Origin of the sequence: Aeromonas sp. WP2-W18-CRE-05 (assembly GCF_014168615.1) — a bacterium.
GTDB lineage: Bacteria > Pseudomonadota > Gammaproteobacteria > Enterobacterales > Aeromonadaceae > Aeromonas > Aeromonas caviae.
Genome location: NZ_AP021922.1, coordinates 1 through 11,490 on the forward strand (window position 1 = coordinate 1; position 11,490 = coordinate 11,490).

Genomic DNA, 11,490 nt, shown 5'->3' on the forward strand with positions numbered 1-11,490 from the left:
TATCGTATCAGCAGTTTAGGTGCACGGGACGCACTTTGCAACAAGCATAAATGGCGCTATGCTGTCAACTCCGTAACCAGTGAGCAAAGGAGTTAGCACGATGAAGTACACAACAGAACAGCTAGAGGCTATCGCTGCAAAGCTGCGGGAGATGCCTCCAGTAGAGAAGAAGAAACAGGAGCACAGCAAGCAAGAGGCCGTGCGCATCCTTTCCAAAGAGATCGCGGCTTTGCAAAAGCGTGGATACACGCTTGACCAGATTTCAGAGACGCTGCGCGGCGAAGGTCTGAGCATCGCAACCCCAACGCTCAAGAGCTACTTGCAAAGAGCAAAGCTAGCGAAAAAAGCCCCGGTGCAAGCACCGGGAGACACACCCCCGCGCCGCCCCGCCGTCAAGAAGCCTGCGGATACATCAAAGGCGACATTCACCCCGAAACCTGACAGCGACGATATTTAAGGAGTAAGCAACATGGCGAAAAGCATTTACCTGATCGGTGGCAGCAAGGGCGGCGTTGGCAAGTCGCTTGTCACGATGGCAACGGTTGATTACCTGCAAGAGCGCGGCGAAAGCGTATTGCTGATTGAGTCTGACACCTCTAACCCGGACGTATGGAAAGCCTATAAGGAAAGCACGGAAACGGAGCTTATCAATCTGGATGAGGCGGACGGATGGATTCAGCTAGTGAACTTGTGCGATAGCAAACCGGATAGCGTCGTGGTCATCAACACGGCAGCGCGGAATAACAAGGGTGTGAGCACCTACGGTGAAACACTGAATAGCACGCTTGCGGAACTCAAGCGCAAGCTGGTCACGCTGTGGGTGATTAACCGTCAACGGGATAGCCTCGAACTGCTCAAGGAATACATGGATGCAATCCCGAACTCGGCCGTTCACGTGGTGCGCAATGGACACTTCGGAGAAGAAAAAAAATTCGAGCTTTACAACGGCTCCAAGCTGCGCACGGCGGTAGAGGAACGCGGCGGGAAGTCGGTGACATTCCCGGACTTGGCCGACCGTGTGAGCGATGACATTTACAGCAAGCGCATGAGCATTGCGATAGCACTCAAGGAACTACCCATTGGCAACCGTGCGGAGCTTACCCGGTGGCGCAATGAGGTTAAAAAGGTATTGGAGGCCGTAGTCCATGAGTGACCTTGACGACAGCTTTGTAAAGCTGCTCGGCAGGCAACCCAGTGACGCGGAGCGGCAAAGTCTTTACCGGGTTCGGGATGCACTCGGCCTGAAAAACAATGATGCGCTGTGGCTGGTGCTCATGGCCTTGCAACACTACCAAGGCCAGTATGAGAAGTTCCCGCAAGCGATAGCACAAGCAGCCAAAGATACCTTGGTCAATTTCAAGGTAACGGCGGATGCAACCGTGAAAGCATCAGCGGAAGCAGCCAAGGCGGATTTGGCGCAAGCGGTAGCAGCAGCAGCGCAAGAGGTCGCGCACAACACATCAGCAAAGCAGATGTGGCAGTGGGCGGCGGGCTGCATCGCCGTGGCCTTCCTGTGCGTCGGCCTGTTCGGCTGGTACATGCACAGCAGCGGCAAGGATTCGGGCTATCAGGCCGGATACGGCGCGGGATACACCGAAGCCAAGGACGAGAAAGCGGCGGCGGCATGGGCCAACACGCCAGAGGGGCGCTTGGCCTACCGTTTCGCGCAAACCGGAAGCCTCGCCAGCTTGGCGAAGTGCGATAGGCCGGGGTGGTACGTCGAAAAAGGCGTGTGCTACGTCAAGCCCGCATCGGATGGCACCTACGGATGGAGGTTGCCATGAGAATCAAGATCAAAGGAGAAATCACGGCAGAACGCCTAGCGGAAGCACTGCACGCAGCAGCAGAAAAATACGAACACCAATCACCCCGCGCATTGATGGCAAATACCTGCCAGCCCGGCGCGAGGGCGAAATCCTCGACTGGTTAAGACAGGCCGAGCGCGAGCATGAGCCGTGGCTGGCTTTGGATGATGCCGCGTGGCAGTTCCAGCAGCACCGGAACAGGTTGATTGCCTGCACTTGGTACGTTGGCTTTGATGACGCGGCAGAGGCGGCGCTGCGGGCGGTGCTAGCCGAGGACAAGGCATGATTCGGCCAACTGGCATTTGTTTGCGTTTCATCGCAATCATCCTGACCGCGCACGCTCAATGATGTCGGCAACGATCTGATCGACCTCAGCAGCCTGCGCCTCACGCGCCCACCATGCAGGTTTTGCTGCACATGCGTTAAGCACATTGACGATCATCATCAGGATTTCAGGATCGCCGTCATGGGCCACCTGAACGAGCATCGCACCAGCACGGCGGATTTCATCTGAGAGTTGCTGTAGTTCAGCAGGTGTCGGCATTGTCGTCATCCTCAAGCGCGGCTTGAACCGTGGCAATCCTTGCCGCTCGACGACGAGCTAGCTCTTCACGCGCCCACTCGCCATCACGTTGCATTTCATCACGCAAAGCATCCAGCTCTGCCGGGATCAGCAGCCTCACATCACCCGACGCACATCCTTGACTCATTTGCCACCCGAACCGCGATCAGACCTCTGCTGGACAGCCGCAAGTAGAGTGGCATTCTGAGCCTGTACAGCCTCCAACTGACCCGCCAGCTTTGCAGCAGATTCACGGGCTTCTGACGCATCATGCCGGGCAACCTCCTGAGCCTCTTTTGCCTGCTCCAGCAGCTCGGTAATCCGCGCTGCATCCTGCTCCATCCGCGCCCGGTAATCGGCGTGTGCCTGAGCATCAGCAGCGGCTTTGGCCTTTTGCTCGGCCAACTCACCTCTCAGCGCCTCAATCTTCTCTGAAGCCTCACGACGAGCCGCATCAAGCTCGGCCCGTACCGTCTTCGTTTCAGAGTGCGCCTGCTCCAGCTCGCGAGCGTGAGTTTCCGCTGCAACCTTGGCCGCTTGTTCAGACGCCGCCAATCGCTCACGCAACTGGGCCAGCTCGACAGCCTGCGCCTGCCCATGAGACTGAGCCTCACTGAGCCGCCTTTCCAGCGATTCAACTTCCGTCTGCGACTCGTCCAACCGTGTCTCCAGCTCGTCAACCGTCTGTGCGGCATCGACCAGCTCCCGCTCCGCCTGCTCACGCTGCTCACCAGCAGTGCGCAACACTTCGGCGACCCGGCGCTCAGCAGCCTTGACCGCCTTGTCGTTCAGCTCGACGGCCAACGTCGCAAGTCGCTCTGTCAGCGACTTGGTGACAGCAGCGACCTCCTCAGCCATCTCGACCGGCAGCTCCGCCACAGGCTCAGCCTCCGTCGTGTTCTTCGCAGCCAAATGCTCGTCCCACACTTGCTTGAGGCGATTGGGGTTGCCGCCACCGACCTTCTGGCGCAGGGCAAAGCCGGTCACATTGCGACCAGCGGCCACAAGGGCTTCACCAGCCGCGACGATCTCTTCCGGGGAAAACTCAGCGGGGCGCATAACCGATCCTCCATCACATGAGGACCTCATTATAACACAACAAACAAAGAAACAAACAAATAAACTAACAAACTAAAAAGGTCGCCTGTCCTCCCGGATGTCGAGCACGAGCTGCCGCCTCGCCTGCGGCGCGTTGGCTGGCCAGCCGCCGACGCCGGAAAGACTGCGCTATTCCGTCGCCGTCGCCCGGCTCCGCAGAGGGCATTGGTGAAGATGCGGACAGACCGCTTCGCGCTGGCAGGGGTCGTCTCAGAAAACGGAGAATAAAGCACGTTAAGCCGATGGCATTGGTCGCAGCGGTCTGAACTTACCTGCGCCGATCTTGGCGAACCTGGTCGCGATCGCCTCATCCTTCGACCACGACGGCACGAGGCCCCAGCGCAGGCGGTGGATCACCCGCTCGCCGTTCGACCGCTGGCGCACCACCGGCAGCCACTGCAGCGGCGCCGCATTCCAGCGCGGCTCGAACTCGAACCCTTCGGGCACCGCGTCGAAGGCCTCGCGCAGGCGCGAGACCGGACCGTAAAGCGCATAGCGTCCGCACATTGCCGTTTTCCTCCAGATCGGGGCAGAACGAGCAGTCGTGTCACCAGCCGCCACCTCGGATCAACTGCCGATCGCGCCAGCTGACGAAACGGGAAAAATCGTACGCTAAGCCTCGGCATAGATCGCCCCCCCCAAGCCGGCCGCATTGGGTGAAAATAAGACTGTATTTTTTTACAGTCCAGCCATGCACGTTAGAGTCGTCGAGCTGATGGTGGCCGGGGTTCGCCGCCCGCGCGAGGAGTGCCTGGCCGACCCCGGCACGATCGGCACCCTGAGCATCGGCGACATTCCGATCGGAACCGCCGAGAAGCGGCCGCTGCACGCGGCGCAGCTCTGGGAGCGCTGGGGCACCTCGGCCAGGCGCGGCCTGCTGCCGCCGTTGTTCGACGTCCAGGTGCTGCGGATCACACCGCGCGGGCTGCTGCTGCGGGGGTTCCAGGTGGACACCTCGAACCGACCGAACACGGCGCAGCACGCGCAGGAATGGTGGGCCGTGCCGATCGAAAAGCCGGGGGCGGCTTAGCGTGCTTTATTTTCCGTTTTCTGAGACGACCCCCTGTAGGCGATTCTGAGGGCCGGCGGGCGGCCGGGGGGGTGTGTCTGGCCGGGCTTGTCCCGGCCTTGTCTTTTGGGAGCCAAGACGCGCCAAAAAGCGCGGTTTGGCTCAAGGTTCCTTGTTAAGAACCTTGTTCCTTGTTAGTAAAGTGCCAAAAACCTAGTGCTGGCGCGGGTTTACGGGCGGTTGGGCGCGCTGCTTCAGCGTCAAAGCGCGCTGCTTCAGCGTCAAAGCGCGCTGCTTCAGCGTCAAAGCGCGCTGCTTCAGCGTCAGAGCGCGCTGCTTCAGCGTCAAAGCGCGCTGCTTCAGCGTCAGAGCGCGCTGCACTATCGTCAACGAAAAAGCCGCCTTCGGGCGGCTTTTTTTAGGGCTTGGCGTCGATAGCTGGCGGCTTTCCGGTTCGCTCCCGAATCCAGCAGGCCACATCGCCTTTAGCACCGCTGACGATCTTGGTACTTCCTTTGACCAATACACCCTTGGTTTCCAGTTCTTCCAGTGCCGCCATGCAGGCGGCGCGGAACTGGCGAAGCCTGCCGCCGTACCCGCACCATCGCTTGAGGTTGTCCAGCGTCTGAGAGTGCGGCTTGCCCTGCTCGTGCCCGCTGATGTAGGACAGCAGGCGTGCCGCCACGTCGCTTTGCAGGGATAACCGGACTTCCCAGGGCTGATAGGCCAAGTTCTCGAACAGGGCTGCCCCGTCTGGGTCGAGGCGGATGTACATGGCGCCGGTTTCGTTCTCAATGCCCCATTTCAGCATCCCGGTAGTGATGCTGTAGGTTTTTTCGCCACGCTTGAAATGCACCTTGAAATGTGCCGCAGAAAGTCGGTCTAGGCGCGTCATAACGGCCTGCCGATTGCCGCGCTTTCCGCCCGTATTCGACAGTTTCAATTCACTGAGTAGATCAGTGAGGTTCAGGTAAATGCGCTGCCCCATGGGCACGCCTCGACCTAGGCGCAAACATGCCAGCCATGTTGTTTCTTCTTTGGCGCTGAGCTGCTCTCCCGTGTAAAGCACCTCAACATCGCTACGGCTATCGAGTTTCATTGCTCGAAGCATCTTCCTCGCTCCCGGTTTGTCGGCGGGCAGACCAAACAGGGAAACGCGAGTAAGTTCCGTTGGCATGGCGGCGGCATCCTCCGGCCAAAAAGCCATTTGCTTTCCTACCTTTTCCTCCGGCTCTGCTGCGTCGCCTACAGGCTCGATGAGGGCGGGCGGCTTGGCGGTCATGCGTTGCCCGACAAGGGCGAGTTTGGCTAGTGTTTCTTCATTCATGGGCGAGATCTCCAAACATGACACGTTCGCCCACAAAAGCCAGTTTCACAGTGCCGGTAGTGCCGTGCCGGTTCTTGGCGGCGATCACTTCTGCCATGCCCTTGTCGGGACTGTTCTCGTCGTAATACTCGTCCCGATACAAGAACAGCACGAGGTCTGCATCCTGTTCGATCTGGCCGCTTTCGCGCAGATCGGAGAGGGCCGGGCGCTTGTCGTTGCGGCTCTCAACTGCACGGTTAAGCTGCGACAAGGCAATGACGGGTACGGCTAACTCCTTTGCCAACCGCTTGAGGCTACTCGTAACCTGGCCGACTTCTAGCGTCCGGTTTGCAGCCTTCGCGCCAACAAGCTGCAAGTAGTCCACGACGATGCAGCCAAGCGGCGGCAAGCCTGCGTGCGCAAGCCCAACGGCTGCCGCCTTGGCCTTGCTCACCAAGGCGGCAACATCGAAGCTAGCGTCGTCAACGAGAAGCGGCAGCGGCGAGAAACTGGCAAGGGCGTTGCTGATCTTGCCCCAGTCCTCTTCAGCGATGTTGGTCGCTGTCTTGAGGGCCGGAATAGGTACGCCAGAACGGCGGGATAGCGCCCTTTCGGTGATCTCATAACTGCTCATCTCTAGGGTGAACAGAATGGCCGTGCGCTGCTGTGCCGCGACGGCTTCCGCTACCTGCTGCGCGAAGGCGCTTTTACCCATTGCAGGCCGTCCCGCAATAATGATGAGGTGGCCTTCGTGCAGCCATCCCGGCATCCGCTTATCGAGCGTCTTGAATCCGCTTGGGATGTGGCGCTTTTCCCCGTGGTAACGGGCATCCAGCGCATTGATGTAGTCGGCTGCTAGGTCGCTTGCAAGTCGCATGGTCTTGGGTTTCTTGTCCATGCCTCAATCCTTCTTCCAAGCGACAGCGCGAATGGCAGGAAGCAAGGCTTCCAGCAATTGCGCTTTGTCCGTCCACGCCTTGTCGGAAACTTGAGCAAGTACCTCAAGAACACACCGGGCAGTCGGTTCGATCTCGATGTAGTAAGCTGGATCGTCGCCATGCTCGCCTTGGCGATGGGTGAGATACCAGCGCGCCTCACCGTCGCGAACGCTGTCGGTCTGCAACCATGTTGGCCTGTTAGGCAAGAACTGCCACTCAAAGCCTTCCGGTGGAGCGGCAAAAGCCGCCATAATGTCTAAAGCCATGCTGTTCTCCTGTACAAAACAGTTGTGGTTAGGCGCTGCCGGGTGTTCCCGCACCCTGCTGCGCCGCTCAATTTTCGTCCCTCGATGCCAGCCACGCCGAAGCCTCGGCCAAGGCATCCTCATAGGCGCAGTTGGCCGCTTCCTCTGCGTTCTCTGCCGTGGCGTACTCGGACAGCGGAAACACCCCGCCGCCGACTTCTTCGCCGCGTTCCAACAAGCGCAATCGCCAACCGCCGCCAAGATCGGCGGGACGCGGGATGATCTCGTAGCGGTATGGCTCCTGCTCGGCTTGCGCCTGCGCCGCGTAGTCTGCGTCCAAACTGGCCTCCAAGTCCTCCAATGCCGTATCCATGAAGCACTGCATGTCCGCATCGGCACTGTCCGCCCGCGCCACAATCTGAGCCTGTCGGCGGGCTTCCATCACGGCCTCGGCGGCTTGCAAGTCCTCGCGGTCTTGCAGTTCCTCCACGATGCTTTCGTGCCACGTCGCATCACTGCCCGCTTCCGTGCATAGATCGCTGAGGCGCTGAGCCACATCTTCCGAACGGGCAAAAAGCCGCGCACATCGCAGGATGCGGGCGGCTTCTTCCGGGTTGCCTCTGGCTTGGTCGAACAAGAGCATCTCGCCAATGGCGGCAAGCGCTTGGGTAGCAATCTCATCGAGCTTCTTGTTTGTTTCGCTCAAGGCTGGCTCCTCCAAACATGCGGCATGAGCCGCGCACCAAACTTCCGCCATGTCTCCTCACTCATCGAACAAATCTGAATGGCGGCCTGTACGCTCAAAGCGCACCACGTCGCCCGTGATCTTGTAGATCAGCAGCCAATCCGGCTCGATGTGAGCATCACGGAAGCCGCGCCACCCGCCTTTCAGCGGGTGATCGAGGTAGGCCGCTGGCAGCGGCTTCCCCTCGATGAGTAAGCCCAACAAGGTCTTGAGCTTGTCCATGTCCTTGCCGCGTTTCTGCGCCTGCTTCACGTCGCGCTTGAACTGGCCAGAATAGTCGGGCTGCCGCATCAGATGCCCAACTGGTTGAACAGGTCATCAGCATCCTTGGCGTGGTGCACATCCTCGCCGCGCTCGCTCTTTGCCAGCGTCTCAGCAGTGAGCTTGTTAGGGACACGCATATCGAAGGGCAATGCCTTCTCTTTGGCGATCTTGGTCAGTGCAATGCGCACCACGTCAGAGACGGTCAAGCCCATGCCCGCCAGCACGGCGGCGGCTTCGTTTTTCAGCGTTTCATCAATCCGCGCCCGGACAAATGCAGTTGCAGCCATGATCTAGCCTCCTATCAACATTGAGTTTCTATTGTAGCTCAAAAAAGCCACAAATACTAGAGACTCAAGCCGCTATCCCGCTCGATCTTCCGCGCCTTGGCCTGCTCCTGCTGTCGCTGCGGCTCGCGGCCTTCCAGCTTCTCCCACTGCTGGCGGTACTTCCCAAGCTCGGCGGCTTGGCGGTCGCCTGCGGCGCTGTAGGCATAGCGGGCGGTGCGCTGCGCGTAGTCGTTCCAGTCGCGCCCCTCGTCCTTCTGCCGGGTGGCCGGGGCGCACTGGCGGATAGCGCCCTCGATGGCGGCTTGATCGTGGCCGGTAACGCGCATCCGCACGGCAATCATGGAATCCACGCGGGACAAATCCACCTCGCCGCCCCGCTGCCGCTTGAGCACGTCGCGGTAATGCCGCTGATAGGCGTCGATCGCGCTGCCGCTGGCCGCTGCAAGCTCCAAGGCGGGCTTGGCCTTGCTGCGCTCGGGCTGCTGCGCCTTCAAGGCGGCTTGCCGCTGATACTCGGCGTCGATCTGGCTGGACAGAGCCAGCGCCTTGACGCACTCGCGGCGCTCGGCCTTGAGCAAGCGCACCTCGGGATAGCTGCCGTCCTCCCGCTGGTGCTTGGGCTTGCGGTTCTCGTAGCCGGGTGCGCGGTGCGGATGGATAGCGCCCGATAGCTTCGGGTCGCCGTATTCGCGGTTCAGGGCATCGCTCAGCCGGTTGCCCACGTCCTTGTCATGGACCGTCCCCAGCTTCGACACGGTGATGATGGCCTGATAGTTGCCGGGACTGGATTCCAGCACGACGGCGGGCTGGTAGCCATCGCGGATAAGCCGCTCCAGCTTCTCCCGGTTCATGTCGTCGATGAGGATGTGATGCTTCCTGTCCGATAGCGGCGTGTAGTAGAGGTTTTCGCCCCGGCGCTGTAGGCGCTGCATCTCCGGCGTGCGCTGCGCGATCTCCTGCGGTGTGAAGCCCCGCGTGATGCCGTCCTTCTTGTCGAGAATGAAGGTTTGCTTCCTGCCGTCTGCCTGCATCTTGATGGACGTTACCCGGTAACGCTCTGCGCCTACCGCTTCCGCGTACCGCTCGAACTGCTTTAGCTGCTCCGATTTCATCGCCTGCGCCCTCTCCTGCTGTATCCGCTGCCGCTCCTGCTGGATGCTCTCCTGAAGCTCTGGATTCGTGATCTTGAAGCCGTGCTCTGCTGCTAACTTTGCGCACATGGCCTTGTATTCATCGTTCCCTGTCACGGTGAAGCTGCCCCACTTCTGCGCCGATAGCTGCAAGGCTGCAAGCGTGCTGTCCCGGTTGCGCCAGTCGTGAATGTCGATGCTCTTGCCCTTGTCCACGAAAGACACACCCCCGCCCCGCTCCGCGTCGTCCTTGCGGCTGTAATGCACCTGCTGGCCGACGATCTCCGGGACATAGGCGCGAATGTCTCGCGGCGTCGGCGGCTCGCTGCGGTCGCCCTCGATGCGCTGCGGCTCGCTGGCCCGGTGTCGCCACTGCTCGGCAAGCTCCGGGCTTTTCTGCATCCGCTGCCACTGCTCCAGGTCGGGATAGGGTCGGAACTGCTGCCGCCACTGCTCGCGCTGCTTCTGGTGCTTCTCTTTCAAAGCGGCTTTCTCTGCCGCCTGCTCGGCGGCAATCACGCTGCGCATGGCGTTGAGCACTTCGCCCTTGCCTTTCCAGTTGCCGCGCATGAGTTCATCGCGGCGGGCCTTCTGCTGCTCGGCAAGCTGCTTGCGCTCCTGCTCCTGCTGCTTGTCCAGTGCCAGCTTGGCCGCGTTCTTTGCGGCGTAATGAGCCTTGCGCCCGGCGATGTAGTCCTTCCAGCCCGGCACGTCTGGCTTGATAGGCTCCGGCTCGCGCTGTGCTACCTGCTGATGCTGCGGCGCGGGCTGATACTCGCCTAGGCGCTTCTGCATCTTGGCAAGGCTCGCGTTGCGGTCTACGTCGCTGGCCTTCACGCCAACGTCCCCGACAAACACGGTTGCCCCGCTGCCGGTTTTCTCGTAGCGCATCCCCTTGGCTGATAACTCGCGGTGCAACTGCTCCCAGCTTTGCGCCCGCTTGATGATCGCCGCGCCGTCCTCAATGGCGATGCGGAGGGCTGACTTCTCCCCGGTGCGGTTCTCCATGTCCCGCTTCCTTTGGTCGGGCTGGCGTGGCTTTTCCGGGTCGTAGGGCGCTCGGCCTAGCTCCCCGTTCTCCAACACTTGATAGCGCCCGTTTTGCTCACGCTGCCATCCCTGCGCGTGCTCGATTCGTGCTATCGCCCGGTGCGCCATTTCTATATCAAAGCCCCGGTTAATCTCGACAATCTTGAGCGTTTCGGGATGCACACGGTTGATAGCGATGTGCAAGTGGATATTGTCCGTATCTTTGTGCAGGCCGTAGATGGCCTGGTGGTCTTTCCACCCGAGTTCTTCCATGAAGATGCTTACGGCTTCTTCCACCTGCTCCGGGCTGGGTTGCTCGCCTTCGCGCCAACTCATGATGTAGTGATTGACCGGGTTCTTGCTGCGCACGGACTCAGCAGCGAGGGCTACCATTTCCTCACGCTGTGCGGCGTGTCCGTCGCAGAGGAAGCCGCGCCCGTTGGCGTACAGCACTTTCTCATCCGGGTTCTGGTTGTGCGGCTCGCGGATGTAGTCGGCCAAGTCGCGGATGCTCGCCGTCTTGTGCTTGGTTTTTGAGTTTGGCACCTTCTTAACGATCACGGCTCAACCTCTCGATGTAGGCTTTCACTGCCAGCAGCGCTCCGGCTGTTTCCTTGCTGTAAACGCCTCCGCTCTCGTTGTGGATGTGCTTCAGCAATCCACCGATGCGCCGTAGCTCTTTGAGCATCACGGCATCGGCATTGGCAACGATGGGCCTGCCGAAGTAACGGCGGCGGACAAGCTCGGACATGCTCAACCCGGCAAGGTCGGCATCCTCCTTCAAGCGGGCCTTCTCCGCTGCGGTCAGCCGCACATTGATGACGGCGTCCAGCGGTCCCGGCCCCTGCGTTTCAAATGGCATCGTGTCTCCTTCTCGCCGGGGCGCGGCGGGGGTGTGTCTTGGACAGTAAGAAGCGAAAGCGCCGCACTGTCCGGGGTCAAGGGGCGCGCCCCTTGCAGGATGAGCCAGACCGTGAGAAGCGAAGCGCCGAATGGGCAGGCGGGGATTGGCAGGAACATGGCGTAGCCATGTGTATGACAATCCGCATCCTGTTAAGCTCAACCGCTTTAC

Annotated in this window: 17 protein-coding genes and 2 pseudogenes; 5 read left to right on the forward strand and 14 right to left on the reverse strand. The window is 60.4% G+C overall.

What is annotated here, in order from left to right; genetic code table 11:
* Positions 1-100 precede the first annotated feature (100 nt).
* The 4 genes from H7R73_RS23775 to H7R73_RS24605 are packed head-to-tail and all read left to right on the forward strand — an operon-like array spanning position 101 to position 2,091.
* A complete protein-coding gene (locus H7R73_RS23775; RefSeq protein ID WP_166312489.1) occupies positions 101-457 on the forward strand; it encodes a protein mobC in 357 nt (118 codons plus the stop codon).
* Between the two features lie 12 nt (positions 458-469).
* Entirely contained in the window at positions 470-1,153 is a 684-nt protein-coding gene (locus tag H7R73_RS23780; RefSeq protein WP_166312488.1) for a nucleotide-binding protein, read from the forward strand.
* Positions 1,146-1,784 (forward strand): DUF6753 family protein, encoded by a 639-nt coding sequence (locus tag H7R73_RS23785; protein WP_182951779.1) that lies wholly within the window; start codon positions 1,146-1,148, stop codon positions 1,782-1,784. The genes H7R73_RS23780 and H7R73_RS23785 overlap by 8 nt, the downstream gene beginning before the upstream one ends.
* Positions 1,756-2,091, forward strand: a complete 336-nt coding sequence (locus H7R73_RS24605; protein WP_232092803.1) for an HAD domain-containing protein — start codon at positions 1,756-1,758, stop codon at positions 2,089-2,091. The genes H7R73_RS23785 and H7R73_RS24605 overlap by 29 nt, the downstream gene beginning before the upstream one ends.
* Before the next feature lie 36 nt (positions 2,092-2,127).
* Here the strand turns inward: H7R73_RS24605 and H7R73_RS23800 are convergent, their stop codons facing one another.
* From H7R73_RS23800 to H7R73_RS24610, 5 genes and pseudogenes are all read right to left on the reverse strand, one after another.
* Positions 2,128-2,349: a hypothetical protein gene (locus H7R73_RS23800; RefSeq protein ID WP_016245693.1), complete on the reverse strand. Its 222-nt coding sequence runs from the start codon at positions 2,347-2,349 to the stop codon at positions 2,128-2,130.
* On the reverse strand, positions 2,333-2,488 hold the full coding sequence (locus H7R73_RS23805) for a hypothetical protein (protein WP_182951803.1): 156 nt from the start codon (positions 2,486-2,488) through the stop codon (positions 2,333-2,335). The genes H7R73_RS23800 and H7R73_RS23805 overlap by 17 nt, the downstream gene beginning before the upstream one ends.
* Positions 2,489-2,511: 23 nt before the next feature.
* Positions 2,512-3,426 (reverse strand): DNA-binding protein, encoded by a 915-nt coding sequence (locus H7R73_RS23810; protein ID WP_182951804.1) that lies wholly within the window; start codon positions 3,424-3,426, stop codon positions 2,512-2,514.
* Between the two features lie 330 nt (positions 3,427-3,756).
* Positions 3,757-3,972 (reverse strand): annotated as a pseudogene (locus H7R73_RS23815) (SOS response-associated peptidase family protein); the annotation flags it as partial.
* A gap of 105 nt (positions 3,973-4,077) precedes the next feature.
* Positions 4,078-4,140, reverse strand: a pseudogene (locus tag H7R73_RS24610) (hypothetical protein); the annotation flags it as partial.
* 16 nt (positions 4,141-4,156) lie between these two features.
* Here H7R73_RS24610 and H7R73_RS23825 point away from each other — a divergent pair.
* Positions 4,157-4,495, forward strand: a complete 339-nt coding sequence (locus H7R73_RS23825) for a hypothetical protein (protein WP_031285304.1) — start codon at positions 4,157-4,159, stop codon at positions 4,493-4,495.
* A 192-nt stretch (positions 4,496-4,687) separates the two neighbouring features.
* Here H7R73_RS23825 and H7R73_RS23830 read toward each other — a convergent pair whose 3' ends face one another.
* The 9 genes from H7R73_RS23830 to H7R73_RS23870 form a co-directional block, all read right to left on the reverse strand.
* Complete coding sequence (locus H7R73_RS23830) at positions 4,688-4,864, reverse strand: hypothetical protein (RefSeq protein WP_182951805.1); 177 nt, start codon at positions 4,862-4,864, stop codon at positions 4,688-4,690.
* A 28-nt stretch (positions 4,865-4,892) separates the two neighbouring features.
* Entirely contained in the window at positions 4,893-5,801 is a 909-nt protein-coding gene (gene trfA / locus H7R73_RS23835) for a plasmid replication initiator TrfA (protein WP_182951806.1), read from the reverse strand.
* Positions 5,794-6,678 (reverse strand): replicative DNA helicase, encoded by an 885-nt coding sequence (locus H7R73_RS23840; RefSeq protein ID WP_182951797.1) that lies wholly within the window; start codon positions 6,676-6,678, stop codon positions 5,794-5,796. The genes trfA and H7R73_RS23840 overlap by 8 nt, the downstream gene beginning before the upstream one ends.
* Before the next feature lie 3 nt (positions 6,679-6,681).
* The gene (locus tag H7R73_RS23845; protein WP_182951798.1) at positions 6,682-6,984 is read right to left on the reverse strand and encodes a hypothetical protein; all 303 of its coding nucleotides are present in this window, start codon (positions 6,982-6,984) and stop codon (positions 6,682-6,684) included.
* Between the two features lie 67 nt (positions 6,985-7,051).
* Positions 7,052-7,669 (reverse strand): hypothetical protein, encoded by a 618-nt coding sequence (locus H7R73_RS23850; protein WP_182951799.1) that lies wholly within the window; start codon positions 7,667-7,669, stop codon positions 7,052-7,054.
* Positions 7,670-7,726: 57 nt separating this feature from the next.
* A complete protein-coding gene (locus tag H7R73_RS23855; RefSeq protein WP_182951800.1) occupies positions 7,727-7,999 on the reverse strand; it encodes a type II toxin-antitoxin system YafQ family toxin in 273 nt (90 codons plus the stop codon).
* On the reverse strand, positions 7,999-8,259 hold the full coding sequence (locus tag H7R73_RS23860; protein WP_182951801.1) for a type II toxin-antitoxin system RelB/DinJ family antitoxin: 261 nt from the start codon (positions 8,257-8,259) through the stop codon (positions 7,999-8,001). Before H7R73_RS23860 ends, H7R73_RS23855 begins: the two co-directional genes overlap by 1 nt.
* A gap of 56 nt (positions 8,260-8,315) precedes the next feature.
* Positions 8,316-10,979 (reverse strand): TraI/MobA(P) family conjugative relaxase, encoded by a 2,664-nt coding sequence (gene traI, locus H7R73_RS23865; protein ID WP_182951802.1) that lies wholly within the window; start codon positions 10,977-10,979, stop codon positions 8,316-8,318.
* Complete coding sequence (locus H7R73_RS23870; RefSeq protein ID WP_182951789.1) at positions 10,969-11,280, reverse strand: plasmid mobilization protein; 312 nt, start codon at positions 11,278-11,280, stop codon at positions 10,969-10,971. The genes traI and H7R73_RS23870 overlap by 11 nt, the downstream gene beginning before the upstream one ends.
* Between the last annotated feature and the right edge of the window lie 210 nt (positions 11,281-11,490).

Excerpts from the sequence above, each read along its gene's own strand:
- H7R73_RS23775 (WP_166312489.1), top strand. The coding sequence starts at position 101 with ATGAAGTACACAACAGAACAGCTAGAGGCTATCGCTGCAAAGCTGCGG.
- H7R73_RS23780 (WP_166312488.1), top strand. The coding sequence starts at position 470 with ATGGCGAAAAGCATTTACCTGATCGGTGGCAGCAAGGGCGGCGTTGGC.
- H7R73_RS23785 (WP_182951779.1), top strand. The coding sequence starts at position 1,146 with ATGAGTGACCTTGACGACAGCTTTGTAAAGCTGCTCGGCAGGCAACCC.
- H7R73_RS24605 (WP_232092803.1), top strand. The coding sequence starts at position 1,756 with ATGGCACCTACGGATGGAGGTTGCCATGAGAATCAAGATCAAAGGAGA.
- H7R73_RS23800 (WP_016245693.1), bottom strand. The coding sequence starts at position 2,349 with ATGCCGACACCTGCTGAACTACAGCAACTCTCAGATGAAATCCGCCGT.
- H7R73_RS23810 (WP_182951804.1), bottom strand. The coding sequence starts at position 3,426 with ATGCGCCCCGCTGAGTTTTCCCCGGAAGAGATCGTCGCGGCTGGTGAA.
- H7R73_RS23825 (WP_031285304.1), top strand. The coding sequence starts at position 4,157 with ATGCACGTTAGAGTCGTCGAGCTGATGGTGGCCGGGGTTCGCCGCCCG.
- trfA (WP_182951806.1), bottom strand. The coding sequence starts at position 5,801 with ATGAATGAAGAAACACTAGCCAAACTCGCCCTTGTCGGGCAACGCATG.
- H7R73_RS23840 (WP_182951797.1), bottom strand. The coding sequence starts at position 6,678 with ATGGACAAGAAACCCAAGACCATGCGACTTGCAAGCGACCTAGCAGCC.
- H7R73_RS23845 (WP_182951798.1), bottom strand. The coding sequence starts at position 6,984 with ATGGCTTTAGACATTATGGCGGCTTTTGCCGCTCCACCGGAAGGCTTT.
- H7R73_RS23855 (WP_182951800.1), bottom strand. The coding sequence starts at position 7,999 with ATGCGGCAGCCCGACTATTCTGGCCAGTTCAAGCGCGACGTGAAGCAG.
- H7R73_RS23860 (WP_182951801.1), bottom strand. The coding sequence starts at position 8,259 with ATGGCTGCAACTGCATTTGTCCGGGCGCGGATTGATGAAACGCTGAAA.
- H7R73_RS23870 (WP_182951789.1), bottom strand. The coding sequence starts at position 11,280 with ATGCCATTTGAAACGCAGGGGCCGGGACCGCTGGACGCCGTCATCAAT.